The 24,148-nt window shown below is 70.5% G+C and carries 24 protein-coding genes; 4 read left to right on the top strand and 20 right to left on the bottom strand.

Annotation, left to right across the window (positions count from 1 at the left end; genetic code table 11):
- Positions 1-110: 110 nt before the first annotated feature.
- Both IB242_RS10020 and IB242_RS10015 read right to left on the bottom strand, forming a co-directional pair.
- On the bottom strand, positions 111-665 hold the full coding sequence (locus IB242_RS10020; RefSeq protein WP_192278690.1) for a hypothetical protein: 555 nt from the start codon (positions 663-665) through the stop codon (positions 111-113).
- Between the two features lie 56 nt (positions 666-721).
- Positions 722-1,393 carry a class I SAM-dependent methyltransferase gene (locus tag IB242_RS10015; RefSeq protein WP_192278689.1) on the bottom strand — a complete coding sequence of 224 codons (672 nt, stop codon included), beginning with the start codon at positions 1,391-1,393 and terminating at the stop codon, positions 722-724.
- A 120-nt stretch (positions 1,394-1,513) separates the two neighbouring features.
- On the opposite strand from IB242_RS10015, the gene IB242_RS10010 reads away from it, so the two are divergent.
- Positions 1,514-1,774 carry a hypothetical protein gene (locus tag IB242_RS10010; protein WP_192278687.1) on the top strand — a complete coding sequence of 87 codons (261 nt, stop codon included), beginning with the start codon at positions 1,514-1,516 and terminating at the stop codon, positions 1,772-1,774.
- A gap of 192 nt (positions 1,775-1,966) precedes the next feature.
- On the opposite strand, the gene IB242_RS10005 is transcribed toward IB242_RS10010, so the two are convergent.
- The 16 genes from IB242_RS10005 to gpmA form a co-directional block, all read right to left on the bottom strand.
- Positions 1,967-3,064, bottom strand: coding sequence for an AAA family ATPase (locus IB242_RS10005; protein ID WP_192278685.1), 1,098 nt, complete (start codon positions 3,062-3,064; stop codon positions 1,967-1,969).
- Positions 3,061-3,630, bottom strand: coding sequence for a nicotinamide riboside transporter PnuC (gene pnuC, locus IB242_RS10000; protein ID WP_192278684.1), 570 nt, complete (start codon positions 3,628-3,630; stop codon positions 3,061-3,063). The genes IB242_RS10005 and pnuC overlap by 4 nt, the downstream gene beginning before the upstream one ends.
- A complete protein-coding gene (locus IB242_RS20840; RefSeq protein ID WP_343237122.1) occupies positions 3,627-5,015 on the bottom strand; it encodes an AMP-binding protein in 1,389 nt (462 codons plus the stop codon). The genes pnuC and IB242_RS20840 overlap by 4 nt, the downstream gene beginning before the upstream one ends.
- Complete coding sequence (locus tag IB242_RS09990; protein ID WP_225540379.1) at positions 5,012-5,593, bottom strand: hypothetical protein; 582 nt, start codon at positions 5,591-5,593, stop codon at positions 5,012-5,014. Before IB242_RS09990 ends, IB242_RS20840 begins: the two co-directional genes overlap by 4 nt.
- Positions 5,590-6,561 carry a radical SAM protein gene (locus IB242_RS09985; protein WP_192278678.1) on the bottom strand — a complete coding sequence of 324 codons (972 nt, stop codon included), beginning with the start codon at positions 6,559-6,561 and terminating at the stop codon, positions 5,590-5,592. Before IB242_RS09985 ends, IB242_RS09990 begins: the two co-directional genes overlap by 4 nt.
- Positions 6,558-8,360 (bottom strand): hypothetical protein, encoded by a 1,803-nt coding sequence (locus tag IB242_RS09980; RefSeq protein WP_225540377.1) that lies wholly within the window; start codon positions 8,358-8,360, stop codon positions 6,558-6,560. The genes IB242_RS09985 and IB242_RS09980 overlap by 4 nt, the downstream gene beginning before the upstream one ends.
- A complete protein-coding gene (locus IB242_RS09975; protein ID WP_192278676.1) occupies positions 8,357-9,382 on the bottom strand; it encodes a hypothetical protein in 1,026 nt (341 codons plus the stop codon). Before IB242_RS09975 ends, IB242_RS09980 begins: the two co-directional genes overlap by 4 nt.
- Before the next feature lies 1 nt (position 9,383).
- Positions 9,384-10,964: a hypothetical protein gene (locus IB242_RS09970; RefSeq protein ID WP_343237121.1), complete on the bottom strand. Its 1,581-nt coding sequence runs from the start codon at positions 10,962-10,964 to the stop codon at positions 9,384-9,386.
- A 277-nt stretch (positions 10,965-11,241) separates the two neighbouring features.
- Positions 11,242-11,415: a hypothetical protein gene (locus IB242_RS09965; protein WP_192278672.1), complete on the bottom strand. Its 174-nt coding sequence runs from the start codon at positions 11,413-11,415 to the stop codon at positions 11,242-11,244.
- Positions 11,416-11,590: 175 nt separating this feature from the next.
- A complete protein-coding gene (locus tag IB242_RS09960) occupies positions 11,591-12,076 on the bottom strand; it encodes a hypothetical protein (protein WP_192278670.1) in 486 nt (161 codons plus the stop codon).
- A gap of 201 nt (positions 12,077-12,277) precedes the next feature.
- Positions 12,278-12,622: a DUF3325 family protein gene (locus IB242_RS09955; protein ID WP_192278668.1), complete on the bottom strand. Its 345-nt coding sequence runs from the start codon at positions 12,620-12,622 to the stop codon at positions 12,278-12,280.
- Positions 12,615-14,315, bottom strand: a complete 1,701-nt coding sequence (locus IB242_RS09950; protein WP_192278667.1) for a PepSY-associated TM helix domain-containing protein — start codon at positions 14,313-14,315, stop codon at positions 12,615-12,617. The genes IB242_RS09955 and IB242_RS09950 overlap by 8 nt, the downstream gene beginning before the upstream one ends.
- 1 nt (position 14,316) lies before the next feature.
- Positions 14,317-14,646 carry an iron uptake protein gene (locus IB242_RS09945; RefSeq protein WP_192278665.1) on the bottom strand — a complete coding sequence of 110 codons (330 nt, stop codon included), beginning with the start codon at positions 14,644-14,646 and terminating at the stop codon, positions 14,317-14,319.
- Positions 14,647-14,684: 38 nt separating this feature from the next.
- Complete coding sequence (locus IB242_RS09940; RefSeq protein WP_192278663.1) at positions 14,685-16,859, bottom strand: TonB-dependent siderophore receptor; 2,175 nt, start codon at positions 16,857-16,859, stop codon at positions 14,685-14,687.
- 217 nt (positions 16,860-17,076) lie between these two features.
- The gene (locus IB242_RS09935; protein WP_343237120.1) at positions 17,077-18,315 is read right to left on the bottom strand and encodes an HD-GYP domain-containing protein; all 1,239 of its coding nucleotides are present in this window, start codon (positions 18,313-18,315) and stop codon (positions 17,077-17,079) included.
- Positions 18,316-18,619: 304 nt separating this feature from the next.
- Positions 18,620-19,369 carry a 2,3-diphosphoglycerate-dependent phosphoglycerate mutase gene (gene gpmA / locus IB242_RS09930; RefSeq protein WP_192278659.1) on the bottom strand — a complete coding sequence of 250 codons (750 nt, stop codon included), beginning with the start codon at positions 19,367-19,369 and terminating at the stop codon, positions 18,620-18,622.
- A gap of 149 nt (positions 19,370-19,518) precedes the next feature.
- On the opposite strand from gpmA, the gene nfi reads away from it, so the two are divergent.
- The 3 genes from nfi to phaZ all read left to right on the top strand — a co-directional run bounded on the left by nfi (position 19,519) and on the right by phaZ (position 22,696).
- Positions 19,519-20,247 (top strand): deoxyribonuclease V, encoded by a 729-nt coding sequence (nfi, locus tag IB242_RS09925; protein WP_192278657.1) that lies wholly within the window; start codon positions 19,519-19,521, stop codon positions 20,245-20,247.
- A gap of 139 nt (positions 20,248-20,386) precedes the next feature.
- Complete coding sequence (locus tag IB242_RS09920; protein WP_192278655.1) at positions 20,387-21,250, top strand: pirin family protein; 864 nt, start codon at positions 20,387-20,389, stop codon at positions 21,248-21,250.
- 201 nt (positions 21,251-21,451) lie between these two features.
- Positions 21,452-22,696, top strand: a complete 1,245-nt coding sequence (gene phaZ, locus IB242_RS09915; protein WP_192278653.1) for a polyhydroxyalkanoate depolymerase — start codon at positions 21,452-21,454, stop codon at positions 22,694-22,696.
- Between the two features lie 72 nt (positions 22,697-22,768).
- On the opposite strand, the gene IB242_RS09910 is transcribed toward phaZ, so the two are convergent.
- The gene (locus IB242_RS09910) at positions 22,769-23,716 is read right to left on the bottom strand and encodes a sensor domain-containing protein (protein ID WP_192278651.1); all 948 of its coding nucleotides are present in this window, start codon (positions 23,714-23,716) and stop codon (positions 22,769-22,771) included.
- Positions 23,713-24,087 carry a PadR family transcriptional regulator gene (locus tag IB242_RS09905; protein ID WP_192278649.1) on the bottom strand — a complete coding sequence of 125 codons (375 nt, stop codon included), beginning with the start codon at positions 24,085-24,087 and terminating at the stop codon, positions 23,713-23,715. Before IB242_RS09905 ends, IB242_RS09910 begins: the two co-directional genes overlap by 4 nt.
- Positions 24,088-24,148 lie beyond the last annotated feature (61 nt).

The following is a 24,148-nucleotide window of genomic DNA, read 5'->3' as shown; positions in this document are numbered from 1 at the left end:
TTGGAGGCCGCGAAGTGTATCCGCGGATGCGCCCCGTGCCGGCCGGCGGACGACCGCTGCGCACCGTGCTACCGCTTGCCCGCCGCCCGCAATGCGCGAGCCGGATGCGCTCAGCCGTTGCCGTCGCGCAGGGCCTGGGCGGCCGCGACCCACTCGGCGAAGCCGGGATGGCGGGCCTGCGCGCGACCGACCAGGGCCGCGCCGGTCGGCGGGCAGACGATGCCGAATTCGGCCTCCAGCCAGTCGCGCAGGCCTGCGGCCGATGCCGGGTCGGTCGGTGGCCGGGTCGGATCGTCGTAGCCGATGCCGAACAGGGCGAGGAAGTCGAGAAAGCCATCGGCCAGCACCCGCAGTTCGCCCTCCGAGCCCAGCAGCACCACCGGCGCGTCCATCACGTCCTGCCCGTCGGGCATCCATGCGGCCAGCGTCGACCCGTCCGGGCCGGCACCGAACCCGGCCAGCTGGCACCAGGCGGTCGAACCGGCGCCGAACCAGTGCTTCAGTGCCTCGCCCTCCGGCCGCAGCCGCATGCAGCCGCTGATCGGGTAGCCCGTGCGGTCGAGGTGATCGCACAGCCGGCGCATCGCCTCCGGCATCCGGACGCCCGGTTGAAACTCCGCGGCGATCCGCTGCGCCCGGCCCATATCGCCTTCAACGTGTGCCATCGATCCTCCGCTGAGTGGTCGTCGCGCACCGCAGCGGCGGGATGCGTTGCGCCCGGTCACGCGGCATGCGCCATCCAGCCACGGAACGAGAACGCGGCATAGAACAGCTCCACGCCGTCGAATCCCGCCTCGCGCAGCAGCGCCTCCTCCGCCTCCGGCGCCACGACGGGCAACCGCGTGCCGATCGCTTCGATCGCCTTCGCCGCGTCCACGCCGGGCACGCCCGAGGCGGCGGCAAACGCGGCATACCGCCGCAGCCAGCGCGTTTTCGCCGGCTCATGCTGGGGAAAGCTGTGGTGCGCGACCACCAGCGGCGCGCCCGGCTTCAACCGGGCGTGCAGCGCACGCAGCGTCTGCAGGCGCCCTTCGCGTGGCACGAAATGCAGGGTCAGCAGGCTGGTCGCCGCATCGAACGGCCCCTCCGGCGCCGTGTCGACGTAGCCGTGATGCAGTGCGGCCCGCGACGCCAGCGGGCCCAGCGTCGCGGTCGCCAGCGCCAGCATCTCCGCGGAAGGATCGACGCCGACGAAACGCCACTGCGGTTGCCGTTCGGCGAACACCTTCAGCTCCAGTCCACCGCCGGCCCCGAGCACCAGCACCTGGCCGGTCGCGGGCACGCGCTCCTCCAGCAGCAGTGCGGTCATCAGCTGCAGCGCGTGGAAGCCCGGCACCTGACGCACCGGGCCCTGCGCGTAGCGGGCCACGGCCAGCGGATCGGTGAACGACATCGGCGGCACTCCTGCGCGGGACGCCCGATGCTAGTGGGCGCCGCGGTGCGTCTTCAAGACCACCGGCACTGGATGCCGGTGCGATGCTGCGGCACGATCGCAGCATTCCGGAGCGATCCCATGCCCGACGCATCTGCGCCCTACCGCCCGATCAACTGCGAGTTCCACGACCTGCTCGAGGCGGCCGCCACGCGCGGTCGTGTCGCCGCACTGGAACTGATCGGCGATGACGGGACGCCACGCCACTGCCACGCACGCATCATCGACCTGGTCGCGCGGGACGGCATCGAGTGGATGTTGCTCGACTCCGGCGAACGGATCCGGCTGGACCGCATCGTCGCCATCGACGGGGAACCGCTGGCCGGCTATCCGCCCGGCTGACATCGCAACGCGTCCATGTCGGGCGGCCAGCCGCGGTCATGTCCGCGCGGCATCCGCTGCGTCCCCACCGGATGGGCGACAGGTCGAAGAGCCGACTGGACACCCCGCAGGGATGGGCTCCGGCCTGCGGGAGGAACGCCCGCGGCGCGCCCCCGCCACAGCCGGCCGGTCCACGGCGGACGACGACACTGCTCAGACAGCCGGCACCGTCGCGGGTGCCGGGCCAGCGGCATCGATGCACGTGGACGGCAACGCCGCGATCGCCGCCAGCGCCGTCACGCGCCGGGCGTCCCAGTCGCCCTGCAGGTGGACCGGCACGATGCCACGCGCCTCCAGCCCGCGCAGGTACCAGGCATGCTGCCACTGCCGGAAGGCGTCGTCGCGCCGGGTGCCGTCCTGCACGAACGGCACGTCCGGTGCGCACAGCAGCACCAGGTCGTAGCGGCGGGCGGCCAGCGCTTCCAGCGCCGGATCGGCGCGACCGAACATCGCCTGCGCGTACAGCAACGTGGTCAGCGGCGAGGTGTCGCAGACCAGCACACGGTTGGCGCTGCCGGCCAGCGATTCCTCGCGGGCGATCTGGGTTTGGGCGATGCGCAGCAGGTCGGCCTCGGCCAGTTCGCCGCCCTGCGCCTCCCACAGCTCGCGCCCGTACTCGGCAGCGTGGCGGGTCCGCAGCTGCGCGGCCAGCTGCATGGCTAGCGTCGACTTTCCGGTGGACTCGCCGCCGAGGATGGCAACGCGGGCGACGAAGTCGCGGTACACCTGCGGCGCCAGCTGTGCGCGCCGGGCATGCAGGTCCTCGCGCAGCAGCGAGCCGGAGACCGGCACCTGCAGGCGCGCGCGGTCGATCTCCACATGCACCACCGTTGGACCGCCGCATGCCTGCTGCTCCTCCGACAACACCTCGGCAAACCCCGGGCCGTAGGCCTCGCTGGTGAACACCGCATCCACGCGGGCGTCGAGCACCTCGCGCAGCAGCCAGGCGACGAAACGCCGCTGCGTGTCGTCGTCGGCGTCGTTGTGCGGCAGGGTCCGCACCGCCAGGCCGAGCCGCCGGCAGTGCGCGGCCAGCCGCGCATCGTCCAGTACCAGCCGCTGCGCATGCGGATACAGCGCGGCCAGCCAGCGTTCGCGCCGCGCCGCGTCCATGCCCACGAAGTCCGGCTGGGTGTAGCTGATCACGATCAGCCGCCCACAGCGGGCCTGTGCCTGGTCGAGGATGAACTGGTGCCCGCGATGCAATGGGCAGAACTTGCCCACCACCAGGCCGGTGCGGAACCGGCTCATGCCGCTCTGGCCTGGTCGCGCATCAACCGGCGCCAGTGCCGCCACGCGACCAGCGCGTTGATCCAGTAGGCCACGTACAGCACCGCGGTGAGGTTCAGCCCGCGCGAGGCGTACAGCGGCACCGCGATGCTGTTGACCAGCAGCCACACCGGCCAGGTCTCCAGCCGCCGCCGCATCAGCAGCAGCTGGGCCAGCACCGACAGGCACAGCACCGCAGAGTCGGCGAAGGGCGCATACGCATCGGTGAAACGATGCAGCAGTGCTCCGTAGCCGACCGCTGCGAGCACCGCGGCCAGCAGCATCCACCCCAGGCTGCGCAGCGGCGTGCGGCGGATCGGCAGCACGCCCTCGGCGCGGCCGCCGCGCCAGTGCCACCAGCCGACCGCACTGGCGGCGATGAAGAACAGCTGCAGGGTGACGTCGGCGTACAGCTGGGTCGTCCAGAACAGCCGCGCGAACAGCGCGCAGCCGATGATGCCGGTCCACCAGGTGTGCACGCTGTTGCGCGCGGCCAGCAGGATCGACAGGCTCACCATCGCGTTGGCGGCGACTTCCAGTGCCGTCATGCGGCCAGCCCTTCTTCCAGTTCGGTCGTGTACTGCAGCACCTTGTCCTCGGCGTCCAGCACGGCCACGGCGACCGGGCGCCCCAGCAGCGCCGCCTGCAGCAACGCGGCGGCCTCGGCGGCATGGCCGGCTTCGCTGGCCGCAAGGCGCAGCACGACACCGGCATCGGCGTGCTGGTGCACGCTGTAACGCGACAGCGGCAGCCGGGCCAGCGCATGGCTCAGGTCGATGTTGTTGATCCACTGACCGGTGGCGGTCAGGTAGCGCACGGGCCGCCTGCCCTGCAGGCCGACGATCATCGGCCCTTCGTCCGTCATCGCCAGCCGGCCGCGGTCGCCGCTGCGGTAGCGCAGCAGCGGCAGGCAGAAATTGAAGCCGCCGGTCAGCACGATCTCACCGTCCTGCCCCGCCGGCGACGGCTGCCCGGCAGCATCCAGGATCTCCACGTACATCCCCGGCTGCAGCAGCAGATGGCCGCCAAGCGTCTCGTCGTACACCGCCAGCGGACCCGCTTCGTTCATCGAGTAGATGTCCAGCACCGGGCAGCCGAAGCGCTGCTGCAGGCGTTCGCGCAGCGCCGGCGACAGCGCCATCGACACCGACAGCAGCGCGCGCGGCCGATGCGCCAGCGGCAGCTCCAGCAGCGTCGCGAACGAGATCGGGTCGCCGGCGATCACCTCGGGCGCCATCGCGTCGATGTAGCGCGCGCGGTCGTCGGGGTGGCGCCAGTCGGCCGGATGCAGGTTGATCTTGGCCAGGCCCGATTCGCCCATCGTCGGGGTCACCGACACATAGGTGAAACAGCGCTGCTGCATGCCCAGCAGCATCACCCCCATCTGCCCGGCGCCGTGCCGCAGGACGATGCCCAGCCGCGCCAGCGCGCGCTTGTGGAACGCCAGGTAGCGGGCCGCGACGCGCGGATGCGACGGCAGCACCAGCGGGTGGCCGGTGGTGCCGGTGGTTCTGAAATTGATCATCCGCTCCAGCGCGACGTCGTCGGGCACGAAGCGGGCGATGTCGGCGGCGAGGTCGCCACGGTCGACCGGCACGATGTCGGCGAACCTGATGTCAGCGAACCCGACGTCGGCAGATGCACCGCCGGCCTGTGCGCGGTAATGCGGCACCTGCGCAACGGTGCGCGCGACGAACGCATCCAGCCACGGTGGCGGGCAGCCTGGCGACCAGGCGAACCGGGCCGCCGCGATGGCGCGCTCGTACGCCCGCAGTTCTTCCACTTCCGCCGCCAGCAGCCGATTGCCGCTGGCATTGCGGAACAGCGGCGCGCATGGATGTTCGCGCATGCGCTGCAGCATCGCCCGGCCGGCCTCGCCCAGCGTCGGGTACCGCTCGGCATCGTCGGGCTCCGCGTCGGGACCTGTGTTCACTCGCGCGTCCATTTGTCGGCCGACTCCTCGGCGGCCTTGCGCGCCAGCGCCTCGCGGATCGCCCGCGCCCGTGCCTCGGCCGCGCGGCTGGCCTGCAGCAGACGGCGGCGCTCGACGCCACTGACGCTTGCCAGCCGATCGGCGGCCTGCGCGGCGGTTTCGCCATCGGGCTGCAGGCCGAGCCTGGCGACGGTGGTGCGCACCAGTTCCTCGCGCCGCTCCGGCTCCAGCACATAGCGGCTGGCCGGCGCCTCGGCAGCCAGCGCGGGCACCGCATCGGCGAACAATGCCAACAGCGCATCGCCGGGCAGCGGCCAGTGCCGCCACGCCTCGTCCGCCAGCAGCCAGGCAGTGACCGCCGACAGCGTCAGCTGCTGCGTGGACACGCCGCGCAGCTCGCCGCCCAGCGTCGACAGCAGCGCAGGCGTGGGCTGCGCGCCGTGGCCGGCCAGCACATCGTTGACCACGGCGGCGACGTGGACCTGGCCGCCGCCGTTCTGCCGTGGCGGGTCGAGGAAGTCGGGCGGCGTGTCCAGCAGCCGCCGCAGCAACGCATCGAGCGAGGGACCGGTGTTCATGCGCATGCCCCGAACTTGGAAAACACCTGGGTGGACGGGCAATCGCCGCAGACCGCTGAGGGTGCGGCACGTCGGCGCGCCGAGAGTCGCGACCGCAGCGCGGCCACATCGGCCACGCTGCGCAGCGCACGGGTCGGCAGCCCGAAGTCGTCGACGGTGAAGCTGCAGGGCGCGATCCGCGCATGCTCGTCGATGAACAGCGTCGGACGACGCGACTCGCAGTCGTGCACCGCCAGTGCCTGACCGCGTGCACTGGCCTCCAGCCGGGCCAGGTAGCCGTCCTCGGCATGCAGGCGCACGCCACGCGCCTTCAACGCTGCCACCAGGGCCGGCATGGCCGCACGCAGCCGGTCGACATCGGCAGGCGCCAGCGCCTGCTGCCGATGGAATTCCGGGCGGTCGCGTCCGCCCAGCTGGTTGAAGGTGATCTGCTCCACGCCCCAGTCGGCCAGGCAGGCACACAGTGCCTCGAACGACGGCAGGGTGTCCTGCATCAGCACCACGTTCGCCCGCAGCGTCAGTGCGGCGCCGGCATCGCGCAGCCGCGCCAGCCTGCGGATACCGTCTGCCAGCTGCGACATGCCGCCCGGCCAGCCGCGCAGTCGTTCATGCACGGCATCGGGCGCATCGATGCTGACGGTGATCTCGTCGAAGGCTTCGGCCAGCGCCTCGACCATGCCGGCACGCCGCAGCGTGGTCCCGTTGGTGGTCACGCTCAGGCGCAGGCCATGCTGCTGCCGCAACCGCCGCGACAGGGCGAGCACGCCAGGCCACAGCAGGGGTTCGCCGCCCAGCCAGCTCAGCATCACCGGCTCGCCGCTGGTCACCTGGTAGCGGCCCAGCAGCGTGGCGACGCGCTCCACCTCGTCGGCGTCCACCTGCCGGCGCGGCTGCACGACGCGCCGGTCGTAGGCGCAGGAACCGCATGCAAGGTTGCAGACGGTGGTGATCCGCCACAGCACGATCATCGGCCCGTTCCCGTGCCCGCCTGCTGGTAATGGCGACGGCTGAACGCCTGGGCGAACCCGAGCAGCTCCGGCATGTCACGCACCACGTGCATGTCCCAGCCCGCATCGCGCGCGCGCAGCAGATCCGCTGTCCAGCCGGCAGCCGACCGGTCGGCGAGCGTGTCCGGCAGCGGGCTGTAGAGGTTCAACGCCATCGTGCCGCCGCCGCGTGCGGCAGCGAGCGCGCCGGCGGCCACGTCCCAGCCGCTGGTCCCGCGCTCGTCGTCGTCGAACATCGTGGTGATGCCATCGTCGGACAGGTGCAGGATGTGCACCGCACGCGCCTGCGGCGGACGCTGCGCGTAGGTCTCGCGCAGGCGGTGGATCGGGAAGGCGGTGGCGCCGCCGAAGTAGCCGGTCAGCACCTTCAGCACCTCGTCTTCGGAGCGCACGAAGCCGTCGGTGTGCAGGTACTGGTGCTTGCCGCTCCACAGCGTGGCCTGCACGCGCGCGCCCACGCGCAGCGCCGACAGCGCGATGACCGCACCGGCCAAGGCCAGCCACGAGGTGCGCTGCTGCGGGTCGGGCATCGAGCCCGAGCTGTCCACGTACAGGTCCAGGTCGATGGGCTCGTCGTCCGGTTCGCGGCCCGGCGCCAGCCCGTACACGCGCTGCACGGTCGTCAGCCCGGGCACCACCCGCGGCGACTGCAGCACGCTCTGCAGCCAGTCCACCGCGTCCAGCGGATCGCCGGGTTCCCATGGCTCGAGTCCTTCGATCTGGGGCTCCAGCGCCTGCGGCTGCGGGCGCACCGGATACCGCACCAGATGCGGCAGCGCCCGCTCGCGGTAGTAGCGCACCGCCAGTTGATGGTCGTCCAGATCCAGCCCTGCGGCGCGCAGGATCTCGCCATACTCGAACGGCTCGCGCGCCTGCGCACCCGGCTGGCCGTCGCGCGCGGGCGCATCGTCGCCTTGCACCACCGCCTGGTCGACGTCGGCGGCCTCGCCGGTGATGCGGGGATCCATCGACGGATGCGGCACCGGCGCCAGCTCGTCTTCTTCCAGCCGGTCCAGGCCGGCCGGCTGGCTGCCCTGCCCGGCCTGGCGGGTGTCCATCAGCGCGTCCACGCGCGCGTCGCCGGCCTGTTCCAGCAGGCGCGGCAGCAGCAATGCGGCGAAGCGTCCCGCCCCGTCCATCCACTCGCCGGCATAGACCCGGATCACCCGCGCGCCGAGCCAGGCGTCGCCGCGCAGTTCCGCGTCGTCGACAGGGCCGCCCAGCGTTCCGGCTGCCTGCTGCCAGAGCTGTTCGTAGATGCCCATGTACAGGGTCCACACCGGCGATGCGCCCGGCGTGGACGGCCCGGCATGGGCGGCGAGCCGCTGGTAGATCTCCGCCATGCGCAGCCCGCACTGGCGCTGCAGGCGGTCGTTGATCAACAGGTCGGTATAGAGATTGGCGACCATCGGCGCATGCGCTTCCAGCGTCGGCAGCGCACGCCGGATCCGCGCCAGCAGACTGGCATGATCGCTGGCAGTGGCCGGCGCCAGCACGTGGTGGCCGATCTCGTGGGCGAGGATCTCCACCGCGTGGTCGTGCAGCCCGAAGCGCGTCACCTCGGCCAGGTCGATCACCACCCGCTGGTCGACCAGGCGGATCATCGCGAAGCTGCCGCTCAGGCCCTCTCCGGCCGCTTCGACCCGGGTCGCGCACAACCGCGGATCCTGCAGCCGGGTGAACCGGCTCCACGCGGCCAGCGCCTGCGGCCACGCCGCACGCCATGCGTCCATCAGCGTGGAAACGGCCTCTTCGCTCACGGCATTCCCGGCAGCAGCCGCACGTGGTGCGAGAGCGGTGAGCACAGTGCGACGCCGGCGCCTCCGGCCACCGCGCGCACGCTTCCGCGCGGTGCGAAGTCGACCGCAGCGGCAGCAGCGGCAGCAGCGGGCCCAGCGTCATCGGATCCGTCCGCCCTGCGCAGCGCGGCTGCCCCGGCCGGCACCTCCGCCGGCGTCTCGCTGCCGGCAGCGAACTCCTCGGCGCTGGCCGGCAGCACCACCGCGCCGAAGGCGTCGGCCATCAGCAGGAAACAGCGGCCGGCGCTTTCGGCCACGAACCCGTCGGCGACGGCACGCAGCCGCGGCGGCACCGCGAACGGCCCGCCCAGACCGGTGAAACCGCCGACGGTCCAGCCACGGCGATCGGCACCGGTCATGCCGGGATGCCACCAGCGGTCGGCCTCGAACCGGCCGCGCAGCATGCCCCAGTCGTCGCCTTCGCCGCCCAGTGCGGCCACGGCCAGTGCAGCCGGCAGCCGATCACCCTGCTCCAGCGCAGGGCGGCGCAGCTGGGCCATGCCGGCACGCCACGCGCACAACGCGCCGACCGCACGGAACTGCGCGACCGAGCGGCAGCCTGGCGCCAGCGCCGCCATCGCGTCGATCCACGCATCGACACGCGCGCCGGACACGTCGGCAAGACGCAGGACGGCATTGCTGATCGCCCCCAGCGTCTCGCGCGGCGCCTGCACCAGCAGCGCTGCCGCGGCCGGCGCCAGCCGCTGCCAGGCCTGGTCGACCCACGGCAGGCGCGCCGCCGGGCCGGCCAGCCCCTGCCCGACCAGGTCCAGGCCGAGTTCGAACGCCAGCTCGCCGACCGGCTGCACGGCGGCAGGATCGACCCGCGCGACGGCCACGCACAACGGATCCAGCGTCTGCGCGACGAAGGCCGAGAACGCGGCCGTATCCAGCGACGGCCAGCGTCGACGCGCCTGGGCCACGTGCTGGTTCAGCACCGGCCGGCGTGCCGCCAGCAGTTCCGCGAGTACCGCCGACACCATCTCAGCGCGCCTGCTGCCAGTGCAGGTAATTGGTGTAGCGCTGGTGCAGGTACTTGAGCTTGAGCAGGTCGTCGTACAGATGGCCGTACAGCTTGCGGCTCTTCGCCCGCTCCTCGATCAGCCGCTCGATCCGGACCAGCCGCGCCCGCGTCTCGCGTTCGCTCACGCCTTCCAGCCCGCGCGCGAACTCGGCCGACAGCACGCCGACCGGATCGTTGCGGTCCAGGTCCAGCCGGTCGTACTCGGCATTGGAGGCATCCAGCAGCCAGCGCAGCCAGCTCAGGCGGTCGCTGCGGTAGGCGGCGTTCTCGGGCAGCGCGAAGAACGGCGCGTCCAGATCGGGCTGCAGCTTGTCGTTGAGCACGAACGGCAGCACCTGGCGCACATCGTCCAGCGACACAGCGGCGTTGCCACGGAAGTAGGCCATCGCCTTGGCAAACACCAGCAGCGTCATCAGGTTGCGCACCGACAGGCCGTTGCGGGTCTGGCAGCCCAGGTCCTTGATCCGGTCGCGGCCGGTGTCGGCGGCGGTCAGCAGCGCCCAGTCGGTGCCGGCCAGGCGCGCGGTGTCCTTGGTCAGGTATTCGAACTGCGCGCCTGCGGTCTCCATCAGCTCGAACTGGCTGCAGAAGAACTCGATCCGGCGGCGCACGTCCTGCGGCACCTCGACCGCGCGGATCTGCCGCTGCAGCGCGTCGGCCTCGTCCTGGCTGAAGATGATCTCGCGCGGTACCAGTTCCTCCGGGCGCACGTCCTGCTCGATCCGCAGCAGCATCTCCTCGAGGAAGCGCGGATTGAAGGCCAGCGCCTGCACGACCACGTCGATGCGGTCGCGCAGCGCCTCGATCACCTGATAGGTGCCGCCGCCCCGGTCGTCGTTGGCGGTCAGGTACCAGGCCGCGTCCGGGCATTCGTAGACCTGGTTGAGCACCTCGGCGTAGTTGTCGCCCATCACTGTCAGCAGCGCGCTCTGGGTGCGGGTCGGGATGCGGTTGTATTCGTCGATGATCTTGACCCGCATACCCAGCCACTTGCGCCAGGCGATGCGGATGCTGTCCATGTCCTGCGCGTTGACCAGATCGGCCGGCAGCGGATTGCCGAGCAGGTCGGCGATGGTCATCTGCGGATGGCCGTGCTGCATCGCCCGGCGCACGTCGCGGACCGGGTAGCCGGCCAGCACGCCCATCAGGATCGCGCTGGCGGTCTTGCCGCGGCCGGGACCACCGATGAACAGGCATTTGCGCCGCGTGGCGAAGGTCAGCAGCGGCAGCAGCACGTAGCTGGAGTAACTCTGCGCCGATGGCAGGGTCAGCTGCCGGCGCGTGTCGCCGACCGCGAACGAGGCCGACGGGCCGTCGTGGTACTCGATGTCGTAATGCGGACTGATGATCGCGTTGTTGACGATCCAGAAGTAGGCCTGGCGCAGCTTCTCGTCCAGCGGCAGCGCCGCGGCGTCGGAGGCGTCACCGGCCTGCACCGGCCCCTCGTAGAGGTCGGCCACATCGAAGGTGCGTGGGGCGGGCTCCGCTTTCGGGTTGGTCGGCGCGCGGGAGACGCGCTGGAACAGGGTGAATGGCGTCACAGGGACCTTGCGGGTCGGGACCTGCGGCGATTGTAGAACGCCGGGCGTGGCGTGATCCGTCGACGCGCCGTTCGCGCGGGCCCGCTTCCGCCGCGCCGGGCGGGCGGCCATGCCGATGGACCCGTCGCTCCTGCTCCGGCTCCCCGGCGTGTGCAGGTCATGGCCGATGCACCGGACGCCGGAGCGTGGCCGCGCCCGTCACGTCGATGAGCGCCGGCCGGTCCCCCACTGTCGTCCGCCGGCGTGCGGCAGGCCGCCGCACGCCGCACGGACCCGGTCAGCGATGCGCCGCGTTGGCCTGCTCGTAGCCGGTGTAGAAGCCGTCGGCCATGTCGGCGAACGCGGCGCGCTCGCTCCAGACGAACAGCAGCGCGCCCAGCAGGCACAGGACCCGCAGGCTGGAACGGCGGATGGTGAGGGTGATGACGTCGTTGTCGGTCTGCACAGCCATGGCACGATCTCCTTTCGTGATGGGATGCCGGTACGTGGCCGACGCATCGCGTCGGGACCGGCACCGCGAATCTACACCATGCGACCGCCGCGGGCGCGGGAAGGCGCCCGTCCGACGGCCGGCTGCCGATCAGCGAAGCAGAGGCGTGTTCGGATCCACCGGCATGCGCGGCCGGTCAGCGCCACCCGCCGTAGTACGACGGATAGAGATGCATTTCCCTGCATCCGCGCCAGTCGCAGGCGCCGATGTACCCGGGACCGACGTAACGCTGGCGCGCGTCGCGGTTGTAGGGGCTGCGGAACGGATCCGGACCATACAGCCCGTTGCCGTAGTAGATGCCCGGACCGCTCGCCGACGGGCGGGCGCCGCGGCTGCCGGCATCGACGCCGGCGAAGCCCGTGTCGTCGCGCAGGTAGCCATGCTCGGGGTCGTAGCGCACCAGCCGGTAATAGACGGTCTGTCCGGCTTCGACGCGCATCTGCAACGGCACGCGGTTGGGACCGTCCTGGTACCAGGGCGCGCCCTGCTCGAACGTGACCTCGCCGGGGTGCACGCGCTCTTCTTCCAGCGGAGGCTCGGCCGCGGCCAGCGGGAACAGCACGACCAGGGCGGCCGCCAGGGCCAGGACACGCGTCACGCGGATTGCCGGATTCCCATGCATGGTTCGATCCTTCGAAGGCCGGATCGCTCCGGCGTTGCAGGGCCGCGGGCACATCGCTGGACCACGGCGGCTCGGGTGCCGGGGAAGGCCGGCGGGGCCGAGTCTACCCCCGCCCTTCCCTGCGACGGCGTCGACTGTCGACGGCGACGCCGGATTCGCGGCACGCGTCACGCCGGCAGCCGGCCGCGCCGCAGCACCGGCTTATCCGGCCCGGCCAGCCCGTGCGCGTACCCAAGGCGCCAGCGCGCCGAGCCAGTGCGCACGCCAGGCCAAGGTGAAGGCCACCAGCACGGCCGCAGCGGCCAGGCTCATCACCCAGACCAGCACCGCCATGGTCGCGTGATCGACCAGCAGGCACAGCAGCAGCGCGGTGGCCAGCGCACTGGCGCCCAGCAGCCGCAGCAGGCGTGCATCCCCCACCGACGCCGGCTGCCCCCACACCTGGCGGCCGTGCACCTGCATCGCCAGCGCCAGCCAGCCCATGCCGGCCACGCTCGTCAGCAGCGCGGCCGCCAGCAGCCATCCCGCGTACGCACCGTCATGCATGCGCGGTCTCCCCGCGCCGCGTCGCGACCGGCGCGTTCCGGGCCGCCGTGGCACGGCGCCGCAGCGCGGTCGCCGTCGCCCCCGCGACCGTCGCAGTCGCCAGCAGCGCCAGGTCGACGCCGGCCACGGGCCAGTAACCCGCACCGATGGTGCGCAGCAGATGGTCGCCGGTGGTGATCCAGTTCAGCGCGACCGCGGCCAGCGCCAGCGCCACGATCGCCCAGCACTGCTCGCGCCAGGCCGGATTGGACAGGCCGCGCGCGACCGGCGCGCTGCGCAGGCCCGCATGCACCAGCGCCAGCGCCCACACGGCCCAGAACGCGTAGCGCTCCCAGTCGCCGCGCGCAGGCAGGTCGAGCGGCAGCAGCCGGTTGGCGACCAGGATGCCCAGCGCCGCCAGGACCATGCCGGTCACCGTGGTCACCGCCAGCGCATCGACGATGCGGGCGCCCTGGCTGCCCTGCTTCGCATGCTGGCGCTTGCGCTTCTCGACGAAGAACACGAACCCGGTGGCGATGCAGACCGCGCCGAGCAGGCCGCCGAGCACGTACAGCCAGCGCAGCAGCCAGTGACGGAAGTGCTGCAGGTGCAGGCCGGTCAGGAATTCGGCCACCTTGCCGACCGGCGTGGCGACCGGATCCTCGCGGATCAGCTCGCCACTGGAGGCCTTGTAGTGGATGCCCTGCCCGACCAGCGCGATGCGGTCGGTGCCGGCGCGATAGACGCTGACGTAGCCGTTGGCATCGCCGACATGCTGCAACACCAGAAAGCCGACATCGCCGGCCATGCCGCGCGCCTCCCAGCGCCGCTGCGCATCGGCCACCATCGCGTCGACATCGGCCAGGCCGGCCGGCACGCCCGCGCGCTTGTGCGGCAGTCCCAGCTCGCGCGCCTCCACCTCGGTGTGCAGATCGTGCAGGTCGTGCAGCTGGGTATGGCCCACCGGGAAGAAGTAGGCCGCCGAGAAGATCAGCAGGCCGGTGAACGCGAAGAAGAAGTGGAACGGCAGCGCGACCACGCCGGTCAGGTTGTGCAGATCGAGCACGCTGCGCAGCCCGCCCTTGCCAGGGCGGAAGGTGAAGATCTCGCGGAAGAGCTTGCGGTGCATCACCACGCCGCTGACCAGCGCAGCCAGCATCACCAGCGCCGACAGGCCGACGATCCAGATGCCCAGGTTCTTCCAGTCCAGGGTCAGGCTGTAGTGCATCGGGTAGAAGAAGCCGCTGCCGACCTTGAGGCTGTCGTCCGGCAGCGGCGTGCCATCGCGCGGATCGATCGTAGCGTCGGCCCAGATCAGTTCGTCCGGGTCCTTCGCATTGGGCACCTGATAGCCGGCGAACAACGCCAGCACCGGGTCGCGGTGCGTGGTGTAGGCGCTCCAGCTGCCGACGGTGTCGAAACGCGCGGGCATCTCGCCCTCGACGCGCGGGCGCATCGCATCGACCGCCTGCCGGGTCGGCTGCATCCGCTCGAAGGCCGGCCGCAGGATCCGCTCGTAGGACGGCATCGGCTGCGGCTCGAAGCGCGTGGACGGGATCGCCCAGCGGTCGAACTCGCGATCGAACACCGACAGCGCACCGAAGAAGAACGCGGCCATCAGCACGAAGCCAAGGACCAGGCCGAACCAGGTGTGCAGCCAGGCCATCGCCTGGCGGAAGCTCTGGCCCGCGACGTTGTGGGAATGGCCGGCCATGTCAGACGATGCTCGCCTGGACCAGCGAGGCGACCGCCGCCAGCAACGCGCCGCCGCCCGCCAGCAGCACCCAGGCCAGCCACACGCGACGGGCGGCGAAGGTCCACAGGAACACCAGCAGGAACGCGATCAGCCCCAGCGCGCTGGACAGGAACTCGGCATCGTGGAAATCCATGCCGGCCTTGAACAGCAGTGCCGCACCGGCGGCGATGAAGCCCCAGCTGAAGGCGTAGCCGCCGACGATGGCGGCCCCCACGCGCGCGGCGAGCCGCAGGCGTGGTGCAAGGCAGGGAGCGCGGACGGGAACGGAAACGGCGGATGCTCTGGACATGGCGGCGGCTGTGTCGGTAGGCAAAGAGTCAGGGCAACTCAGAAGCGCCAGTTCAGACTGAGCGTGTAGTTGGCAGGCGCACCGTAGTAGCCGCTGTAGCGCAGCGTGTTGATGTACTTCTCATCGCCGATGTTGTTGGCGTTCAAGCGCAGCGTGGCATTGGGCACGAAATCCCATGCGATGAAGCCGTTGACGACCGCGTAGCTGTCCTGACGCACGGTGAACCCGTTGCTTTCCACGTTTGAAATGTCGCTCTGCCAGCGCGCGCCGACGCCGTAGGAGATCGCTCTGTACTGAGGCAGACGGGCGCTGACCAGCACATTGGCCGTGCGCCGGGGAACCCAGCGGTAGGTATCGTCGCCATCCTGGCCTGTCAGCTTCAACGCGGTGTAGCCCACCACGAGATCGAGATTTTCGTTGACCTTGCCGGTCGCCTCGAACTCGATCCCCTTCGACTCCACGTCGACGCCCTCGTAGTAGTACTGCCCCTGCGCGTTGTAGCCGGCGCCCGTCGCCAGTCCGTCCTGCTCGGCCCGGAACACCGCCACCGTCGTCAGCAGGCGGCGATCGAGCCATTCGGCCTTGACGCCGACCTCGTAGTTCGACCCCTTGGTCGGGTCGAGATAGCGGCCCTCTGCATCCGCCTGGCTTTGCGGCTGGTAGATGTCGGAGTAGCTCACGTAGCCGAGCACGCCGTCGGTGAAATCGAAGGTCACGCCGGCATAGGGACTGGTCTGGCTCTCGGTCTGGTTGAACGAAACACCGTAGTTGACTCCTTCCCGGTGGTACTCCGCGTAATTGAAGCCGACCACGGCCTTGAGACGGTTCGTGAATGCCAGGCGGGTCGCGCCGTAGGCCCGTCTCAGCCGCTCGTCGAGCGTGCCGTAGACCGAGCTTGCGCCCCAAACCGGCTCGGGCACCACGTCGCCGGCCCACGGGAATCCCGGCATCGGTAGATAGCCGCAGACACCATCTCCACACATCGCCTCCGCGAACTGCGAGCTGGTGTTTTCGCTTTCGGACCAGCTCACCCCCAGCATCACTTCCTGGTCCCGTCCGAGCATCTGGAAGTGACCATTGACCGTGGCCGACCAGAGGTCGGCGGTGAGCTTGTCGTGCCCGCCCCACGGATACCCGTGGAGCCCGAGATTGGTCCCGGGCTCCAACCCGTTGCCGAGGAGATCGGTTGCATAGAACAGCTTGTCATCGTTACGGACGTCGCGGTGGTTGTACGCGACCTTCATCGACCAGTCCGCACCAAGTTGATGGGTGTACTCCAGGAAACCGGCCCTGCTGGTGGTATCCCAGTACGTCCAGTCCTGCGTCGTGGACGCACTACGGCTCCACTCGGCCTGGGTGCCATCGCTGTACATGAAACCGAGCGCACCCCACATGTTGCCGTTGGTCCTGGCGTCCTGCCACGAGTAGCCGACGGTCAGGGTGCCGCTCTCACCGATCTGACCGTCGACGACGCCATAGAGGAAGTCGCGGCGGTCATCCTTTCCGCGAAGATAGGAATCCCCCTCTTCATGGGCAGCGACGATGCGCCCGGCCCAGGTGCCATCAGCGGTGAACGGCGTGGAATAGTCGACCTCCGCACGCGTGGTGTTCCATGACCCGTGACTCAGCCCGAACATGCCCTGGGCATCGTTGGTAGGACGCTTGCGCACGTAGTTGATGGTGCCGGCGGCGTTGCCCACACCGGTCAGCAGGCCGTTGGCGCCACGGATCACCTCCAGCTTCTCGTAACCGAACGTGTCCTGCGCGCCGGTGACGATACCCCAGCCGTTGGGCAGGCCCACGCCATCGATCTGGGTATTGGCGATGTCGAAGCCACGCGCGGTGAAGTTGGTGCGGTTGGTCTCCCACTCCTCGACCTGGATGCCGGTCGCCAGGCGCAGCGCGTCGTTGAGGCTGTCGGCGCCGAACTGGCGCATCTGCTCGCTGCCGACCACGCTGATCGACTGCGGCGTGTCCTTGATCGCCAGGTCGAGGTTGGTCGCGCCGTTGCTGACGCGCTCGGCGCGCTGGGCCACCACCAGGATGGCGTCCAGATCGGTGGTCGACGCGTTGCCGTCCGCGGACTGGGTGGCCGCCAGGGCCGGCGCGGCAAGCGCCAGGCCGATCGCCGAGGCGAGCACGCCCGGCAGGTGACGCAGGATGACCCGTGAATGCGACGGGACGGACAGCGGGCGGGCGGCGGGCGCGGACATGGAACGGTGAGCCTCGGGATGGGATTGAGATGATCAGTCGCGAATGCGAATGCCTCTCATTTTTTACCACAGTCCGCATCGGCGGCACAGCGGCATCGCGTTCAGGAATGTGTCCGAGGTCGACATCGGGCGCCGGCCGGCCGTCTCCCGCGGCCGTTTTTCAAGACGTCGGGGCCACCGGTGCGATGACGGATCGTGCGCCCCTCTGGCGACCGCTCTACGGCAGCCAGAGCTTCTCGAGATCGCGGAATCCCCAGCGCTGCGGGGATTCGATGCCGACGATGCGGTCCGCGCCCGTGGCCAGGTCCAGATCCCGCCGCAGCACCTGCTGTCGCGACCTGGTCGAATAGAAGACGCGCACGTGAGGCGGGGCGAGCGGATGCGCGCCGGGCGCGGTGACAACCGCCAGATGCCCGGACTCCAGCCTGACCAGCGAGCCCACCGGAAAGATGCCGAGCACCCGTACCAGTGCCTTCAGCACGTCGGGATCGAAGTGCCCTTCCCAGGACGCCATCCTGCGCAGCGACTCGGCCGGATCCCAGCCGGCCTTGTACGGCCGGTTGGAGGTGATCGCGTCGTACACGTCGCAGACCGCGCTGGCCCGCGTCAGCAACGACAGGCCCGCGTCCGCCAGCCGGTCCGGATAGCCCGCGCCATCGATGCGCTCATGGTGGTGCCGCACCACGTCGAGCACGTCGGGATCGTCGATCCCGGCGTCGCGCAGCAGCCGCTCGCCGTGCGCGGGATGACCGCGCATGAGGTCGAACTCGGCATCCAGCAGCTTGCCCGGCTTGTTGAGGATCTCCAGCGGCACCAGCGCCTTGCCCACGTCGTGCAGCAGGCCGGCCAGGGCCGCCCTCTCCTGCTCGGCAGCGGGCAGGCGCAGTTCGCGCGCGACCGCGACCATCAGGCCGGCGACCGCCACGCTGTGCAGATAGGTGTAGCTGTCCGCGGTCTTGAGCCGCGCCAGGCTGACCAGGGCGGTCGGATTGCGGGACACCGAGCCTTCGATCCGCGAGGCGAGCCGCTGCAGTGGAGCCAGTGCGAGGGTGCGCCCCATCCGCGCCTCGCCGAACATCGCCGCCACCACGTCGTAGCCTTCGCGGCAGATCACCCGGGCCCTGGCCAGTTCGTCGGCGAAACTGGACGGTGCGGTGTCGCTGGTGCCTGGCTCCAGACCTGCGGCGGATCGTCCCGGCAGCGACGCCGGTTCCGCTTCCGTGGCCGCCGTCGGCGAAGGGACCGGCGGCGTGCCGGCCGACGCAGGTGCGATCACCGCCCCCAGGTCCGCGTCGATGTCGACCTGCCGCACCGGGCTGGCCTTCAATGTGGCGACATCGTCGTCGTCGACGATGAACCGCGTCCGCCAGAACGGATGGTGCAGCCAGGGACCATGCAGGCGGACGACGTAGGCGCCGGCCACCAGATCCTCGACGGGAATCGTCTTGATCGCCACACATGCACTCCCGGCCGCCCCCCGACGGCCCGGAACGATCATGCCATGCCGCTCGTCCCGGCAGCCGCGTTCCATGCGGCAACGCTGTCGCATTCATGTAGCCGGCGGAATCAGCACGCCCGCGTCATGGCGTGCTCGAGCATCGGCCGCACGACCGGGCACGCGGGCCGTCGCCGCTACGATGTGCGACCGGCCTTGCCGCTTCCCTCGGCCACGGCGCGAGGCGGCGACGCGGCAACCGGGCCGCACCGCGTGCCGGCCGGACCGGCACGCGGGCGATGGTCGGAGCAATCCGATCGCCGGCTTACTTCGCCTTGCCCTGGTTGGCCACCGCCTCGGCGGCGCGCCTGGCCGCCTCCGGGTCGCCCAGGTAGCGGTGCGAGATCACGTTGAGCTCGTCGTCCAGTTCGAACAGCAGCGGGATGCCGGTCGGGATGTTGAGCTCGAGGATCTCTTCCTGCGACACGTTGTTGAGGTACTTGTACAGCGCGCGCAGCGAGTTGCCGTGGGCGGCGACCAGCACGGTCTTGCCGGCCTTCAGCTGCGGGGCGATCGCGTCGTGCCAGTAAGGCAGCACGCGGTCCAGCGTGGTCGCCAGCGACTCGGTCGACGGCAGCGCGTTGCGGTCCAGGCCGGCGTAGCGCGGGTCGTTGGCCGGGTGGCCGGCATCGTCAAGCGGCATCGGCGGCGGCGGGATGTCGTAGGAGCGGCGCCAGATCTTGACCTGGTCCTCGCCGTGCTTGGCCGCCGTCTCGGCCTTGTCCAGGCCCTGCAGCGCGCCGTAGTGGCGCTCGTTGAGGCGCCAGCTCTTGTGCACCGGCAGCCAGTCCTGGTCCAGCTCGCCCAGCGCCAGGTTCAGCGTGCGGATCGCGCGCTTGAGCGTGGAGGTGAAGGCGACATCGAAGCGCAGGCCGTCCTCGCGCATCTGGCGGCCACCGGCGGCGGCCTCGGCGCGGCCCTGCTCGGTCAGGTCGACGTCGACCCAGCCGGTGAAACGGTTCTCGAGGTTCCACTGGCTCTGGCCGTGGCGCAGCAGGACAAGCTTGCGGGTCACTGTGTCGGTCTCCGGGATGGGGGCGAAACGGGTCCCGATTGTAGCGGCAAGCGCCGGCGTTCCGCCCGGCGGACCGGCTGTCCCGCACTGTCCCGACGACACGCCGCGCCCTCGCCGCCCGTTCACCGCCACGGCGGATAATCGGCCGCATGTCCAGCCAAGCCCGCTCCATCGCCACCTCCATCGGCGACCCGTTCCCAGGGTGGGATGGCAGCATTCCCGGCGCGCGCCTGCTGCAGGCCGAACTCGCCTCGCGCGTCCTGCTCGAGGATGGATTCGTCGAACCGCTGCGCACCGTGGCCGGCTTCGACGTCGGTTTCGAGGACGACGGCGACACCACCCGCGCCGCGGTCGTGCTGCTCGATGCCGTCAGCCTGCAGCCGCTGGCATCGCATGTCGCCCGGCTGCCGACTTCGATGCCCTACGTGCCCGGCCTGCTCAGCTTCCGCGAACTGCCCGCGCTGCTGTTGGCGCTGGACATGCTCGAACGCAGGCCGGACCTGGTGATGGTCGACGGCCAGGGCATCGCCCATCCGCGCCGGCTCGGCATCGCCGCGCATTTCGGTGTCGCCACCGGATTGCCCGCGCTGGGCGTGGCCAAGACGCTGCTGGCAGGACGGTTCGAACCGGTGGGCGACATGCCGGGCGACCGCAGCGCCATCGTCCATCGCGGCGAGGTCGTCGGTCATGCGCTGCGCAGCAAGCGCCGCTGCAATCCGCTGATCGTCTCGCCCGGCCACAAGGTCTCGCTGGCATCGGCGGTGACGTTGAGCGAGCGCTTCCTCGCCGGCTACCGCCTGCCCGAGCCGACCCGGCTGGCCGATCGCCTGGCCTCGCGTCGCGACCGCAACGCCGGCGGCGGCGACCGGCTGCTCTGACGCGACGGCCGCGCCGTCGCTCCCCACCGCATCGCCCCGGGCACGGCGGCACCGTCGCTGCAACGCTCCATCGCGGACAGCGCGTCGGCCCGGCCGCGAGGCCGTGCCATCCTGTGCGCCCAGCCTCCGGAGCCAGGCCATGACCACCATCATCGAACCGCGCACCCACGACCTCGGCGACGGTTTCGTCGTGCGCCGCGCGGTGCCGTCGATCCAGGCGCGCAGCGTCGGCCCGTTCGTGTTCGTGGACCACATGGGCCCGGTGGTGTTCGAAGGCGGCCGCGGCATGGACGTGCGTCCGCATCCGCACATCGGCCTGGCCACCGTCACCTTCCTGTGGGAGGGCGCGATCCACCACCGCGACTCGCTCGGCTCGGACCAGGTGATCCGGCCGGGCGACGTCAACTGGATGACCGCCGGCCGCGGCATCTCGCATTCCGAACGCACCCCGGTGATCGAACGCGCCAGCGGCAGCACCGCGCACGGCATGCAGACCTGGGTCGCGCTGCCGAAGCAACATGAGGAGACGGCGCCGGCGTTCTTCCACCACGGCGCCGCCAGCCTGCCCCAGCAGCAGCGCGATGGCGTGTGGCTGCGGGTGATCGCCGGGCGCGCCTACGGCGAGGAGTCGCCGGTGCAGGTGTTCGCCGACACCTTCAACGTCGCGGTGGATCTGCAGCCCGATGCCGAACTCGCGCTCGACGGCCAGCACGTGGAGCGCGCGATCTACATCCTCGATGGCGAGGCCCAGCTCGATGGCGTGGACATCCCCGCCCGCCACCTGGTCGTGCCCGAGCGCGGCACCCGCCCGGTCCTGCGCGCGAAGACGCCGCTGAAGGCGATGTTCCTCGGCGGCGAGCCGCTGGACGGGCACCGCCACCTGTGGTGGAACTTCGTATCCAGCTCGAAGGAGCGGATCGAGCAGGCCAAGCAGGACTGGCTGGACGGCCGCTTCGGCCGGATCGAGGGCGAGAACGAGTTCATCCCCTTGCCCCAGCGCTGACGGGCCATCGCCGCTTGCGGCCTTCGCGCTTCATCCGGTGCAGCCCGCGCACGGATCGCGGATCGCCCCTGCACTTCCTGAAGCGTCGCCGGGCCACGGCTGAACGTCTCAGCCGGGGCTGCGACCCAGCCCTTGCGTGGCGGTCGATTCCGGTAAGATGCTGCGATGCAACAGCCGCCTGACCGGAAACACGGACACACCATGCTGTATCAGCTGCATGAACTGAACCGGGCGATGATGGCCCCCTGGATCCATCTGGCCGAGGCCAACGCGCGGATCTTTTCCGATCCGAGCAGCTGGGCCTCGTCGCTGCCGGGCGCCGAACGCGTGGCCGCCGGCAACGAGCTGATGCACCGGCTCGGCAAGGACTACGAGAAGCCGCCGTGGAACATCCACGAGGTCGACGTCGAAGGCCGCAAGGTGCCGGTGCTGGAGCAGGAAGTGGCGCGCAAGCCGTTCTGCCGGCTGGTCCGCTTCAAGCGCTACAGCGACGACGCGACGACCATCGCCGCGCTTAAGGACGACCCGGCGGTCCTCGTGGTCGCGCCGCTGTCCGGCCACCACGCCACCCTGCTGCGCGATACCGTGCGCACCCTGCTGCGCGACCACAAGGTCTACGTGACCGACTGGGTCGACGCGCGCATGGTGCCGCTGACCGACGGCAGCTTCGGCCTGGACGACTACGTCGCCTACGTGCAGGACTTCATCCGCCAGATCGGCGCGGCCGACATCCACGTGATGAGCGTGTGCCAGCCGACCGTGCCGGTGCTGGCCGCGGTGTCGCTGATGGCCGCCGCCGGCGAGCCGACCCCGCGCTCGCTGGTGATGATGGGCGGCCCGATCGACGCGCGCCGCAGCCCGACCGCGGTCAACAACCTCGCCACGCGCAATCCGCTGTCGTGGTTCGAGAACAACGTGATCCACACCGTGCCGCAGCCCTACCCGGGCGAGGGCCGCGAGGTGTATCCGGGCTTCCTGCAGCACGCTGGCTTCATCGCGATGAATCCCAGCCGCCACTTCATGTCGCACTGGGATTTCTATTCGGACCTGGTCAAGGGCGACATGCAGGACGCCGATTCGCACCGCAAGTTCTACGACGAGTACAACGCGGTGCTGGACATGCCGGCCGACTACTATCTGGACACCATCCGCACCGTGTTCCAGGAGTTCCTGCTGCCGCGCGGCAAGTGGAAGATCGACGGCAAGCCGGTCAAGCCGGCGGCGATCAAGACCACCGCGCTGATGACCATCGAGGGCGAGCTGGACGACATCTCGGGCCTGGGCCAGACCGAAGCCGCGCACGATCTGTGCACCGGCATCCCCAAGGCCAAGCACGAGCACCTGACGGTCGAGGGCGCGGGGCATTACGGCATCTTCAGCGGCCGCCGCTGGCGCGAGACGGTCTATCCGCAGGTTCGCGCGTTCTTCGCCCGCCACGACGGTTGAGCCCACCGCTCCACACAAAAAAAGCCCCGCACTGCGGGGCTTTTCTCTTTCCAGGTCGCGCTTGCGCAGGCGTCAGACCACCGGCTCGCGCACCAGCAGGTGCTTGGCCAGCCAGCCGTGCACGCGACCGAGGCCGCGGGCCAGGTGCAGACTCGTGAACAGCAGCAGCACCCCGCCCAGGAAGATCGCCGGCAGCATCCAGAACGGCGCCGAGGTCCCGACGATGCCGTCGTGCACGCTCAGGATCAGCCAGCCGTCCACCGAGATCGCCGAGTCCGCCAGGCCGGTCCAGACCAGCAGCGGTGCGGTGATGAACGACAACGACAGCGACAACGCGGTAAAGAAGACCGTGAAGTAGACGATGCCCAGCGGCAGCATCAGGAGCAGGTACAGCATCGTGCTCCAAGTGCGCAGGTCGGTGAACATCTCGCCGATCCGGCTCAGCCACGGCTTGTCGCGCTGGGTGTACAGCGGCCGGCGCGGCATGCGCACGCCGAGCAGGGTCTCGACCATGCGCCCTTCCACCAGCGACAGCACCCGCACCGACAGCAGGAACACCAGCAGCAGCGGCACGCCGATGATCAGGATCAGCAGGCTGGCCGACAGCGCCGCGCCGGTCACCACCCAGGTGAAGTAGAAGATGCCGGTGGCCAGCGACAGCAGCATGTAGAACAGCGAGCCGTAGGTGTAGGGGTCGGCCACCACGCCGAAGAAGCGACCGGCCAGCGAGCGCTGCTTCGGCGGCTGCGGCGGGCGCAGCGCACGGCTCACGGTGACCTCGGTCTCGCGATAGATCTCGGCCACCTCTTCGGGAGCGCCGTAGCTGCCGGCCACCGAGGCGATCACCTCGGCCTCGCTCCTGCCGGCCTGTTCGGCCAGTTCCGAGCGCAGGTACTCCTCGGCGTCGTACAGGGCGTCGCGCACCATCGCCGGGTCGGCATCGGACAGGGCCGTGCGCAGCTGGTCGAGGTACTCGGGGATCGTGGTCGGCAACGGCCGGCCGGCGTGTTCGATGTTCATGCGGGTACCCCCTCCAGGACGGAATCGACGGAATCGCGGGTGGCGCGCCAGGCGGCCATCCAGTGACGCAGGGTCTGTCGCCCCACGTCGGTGATGCGGTAGTAGCGGCGCGGCGGCCCGGCCACGGACGGCTCGACGTGACTGTCGAGCAGGCCGGCCCCCTCCAGGTTGCGCAGCACCGGATACAGCGCGCTCTGCTTGCCGCTGAGCACGCCGTCGCCGACCTGCTCCAGGCGCTTGGCGATCAGGTAGCCGTACAGCGGCTCGGCGGCCTGGGCCAGCACCGCCAGCAGGGCCAGCGACACGGTCCCCGCGCTGAGCTCCTTCTGGAACTTCCTGAGCTGGGCATCCGCGGTGTCCGAAGTGTCCATGTCCACCTCCGCTAATCTGGAGGTCAGACTAGTATTAAGTCTGGTATAGCGGATGTGCCGG

Origin of the sequence: Xanthomonas sp. XNM01 (assembly GCF_014851915.1) — a bacterium.
In the GTDB taxonomy this organism is placed as follows: Bacteria; Pseudomonadota; Gammaproteobacteria; order Xanthomonadales; family Xanthomonadaceae; genus Pseudoxanthomonas.
This window is presented reverse-complemented; position numbering and strand designations above follow the sequence as displayed.

What these genes read in the sequence shown, in the direction of transcription:
- IB242_RS10020 (WP_192278690.1), bottom strand. Translation starts at nt 665, where the DNA reads ATGGCACACGTTGAAGGCGATATGGGCCGGGCGCAGCGGATCGCCGCG.
- IB242_RS10015 (WP_192278689.1), bottom strand. Translation starts at nt 1,393, where the DNA reads ATGTCGTTCACCGATCCGCTGGCCGTGGCCCGCTACGCGCAGGGCCCG.
- IB242_RS10010 (WP_192278687.1), top strand. Translation starts at nt 1,514, where the DNA reads ATGCCCGACGCATCTGCGCCCTACCGCCCGATCAACTGCGAGTTCCAC.
- IB242_RS10005 (WP_192278685.1), bottom strand. Translation starts at nt 3,064, where the DNA reads ATGAGCCGGTTCCGCACCGGCCTGGTGGTGGGCAAGTTCTGCCCATTG.
- pnuC (WP_192278684.1), bottom strand. Translation starts at nt 3,630, where the DNA reads ATGACGGCACTGGAAGTCGCCGCCAACGCGATGGTGAGCCTGTCGATC.
- IB242_RS09990 (WP_225540379.1), bottom strand. Translation starts at nt 5,593, where the DNA reads ATGAACACCGGTCCCTCGCTCGATGCGTTGCTGCGGCGGCTGCTGGAC.
- IB242_RS09985 (WP_192278678.1), bottom strand. Translation starts at nt 6,561, where the DNA reads ATGATCGTGCTGTGGCGGATCACCACCGTCTGCAACCTTGCATGCGGT.
- IB242_RS09975 (WP_192278676.1), bottom strand. Translation starts at nt 9,382, where the DNA reads ATGGTGTCGGCGGTACTCGCGGAACTGCTGGCGGCACGCCGGCCGGTG.
- IB242_RS09965 (WP_192278672.1), bottom strand. Translation starts at nt 11,415, where the DNA reads ATGGCTGTGCAGACCGACAACGACGTCATCACCCTCACCATCCGCCGT.
- IB242_RS09960 (WP_192278670.1), bottom strand. Translation starts at nt 12,076, where the DNA reads ATGCATGGGAATCCGGCAATCCGCGTGACGCGTGTCCTGGCCCTGGCG.
- IB242_RS09955 (WP_192278668.1), bottom strand. Translation starts at nt 12,622, where the DNA reads ATGCATGACGGTGCGTACGCGGGATGGCTGCTGGCGGCCGCGCTGCTG.
- IB242_RS09950 (WP_192278667.1), bottom strand. Translation starts at nt 14,315, where the DNA reads ATGGCCGGCCATTCCCACAACGTCGCGGGCCAGAGCTTCCGCCAGGCG.
- IB242_RS09945 (WP_192278665.1), bottom strand. Translation starts at nt 14,646, where the DNA reads ATGTCCAGAGCATCCGCCGTTTCCGTTCCCGTCCGCGCTCCCTGCCTT.
- IB242_RS09940 (WP_192278663.1), bottom strand. Translation starts at nt 16,859, where the DNA reads ATGTCCGCGCCCGCCGCCCGCCCGCTGTCCGTCCCGTCGCATTCACGG.
- nfi (WP_192278657.1), top strand. Translation starts at nt 19,519, where the DNA reads ATGTCCAGCCAAGCCCGCTCCATCGCCACCTCCATCGGCGACCCGTTC.
- IB242_RS09920 (WP_192278655.1), top strand. Translation starts at nt 20,387, where the DNA reads ATGACCACCATCATCGAACCGCGCACCCACGACCTCGGCGACGGTTTC.
- phaZ (WP_192278653.1), top strand. Translation starts at nt 21,452, where the DNA reads ATGCTGTATCAGCTGCATGAACTGAACCGGGCGATGATGGCCCCCTGG.
- IB242_RS09910 (WP_192278651.1), bottom strand. Translation starts at nt 23,716, where the DNA reads ATGAACATCGAACACGCCGGCCGGCCGTTGCCGACCACGATCCCCGAG.
- IB242_RS09905 (WP_192278649.1), bottom strand. Translation starts at nt 24,087, where the DNA reads ATGGACACTTCGGACACCGCGGATGCCCAGCTCAGGAAGTTCCAGAAG.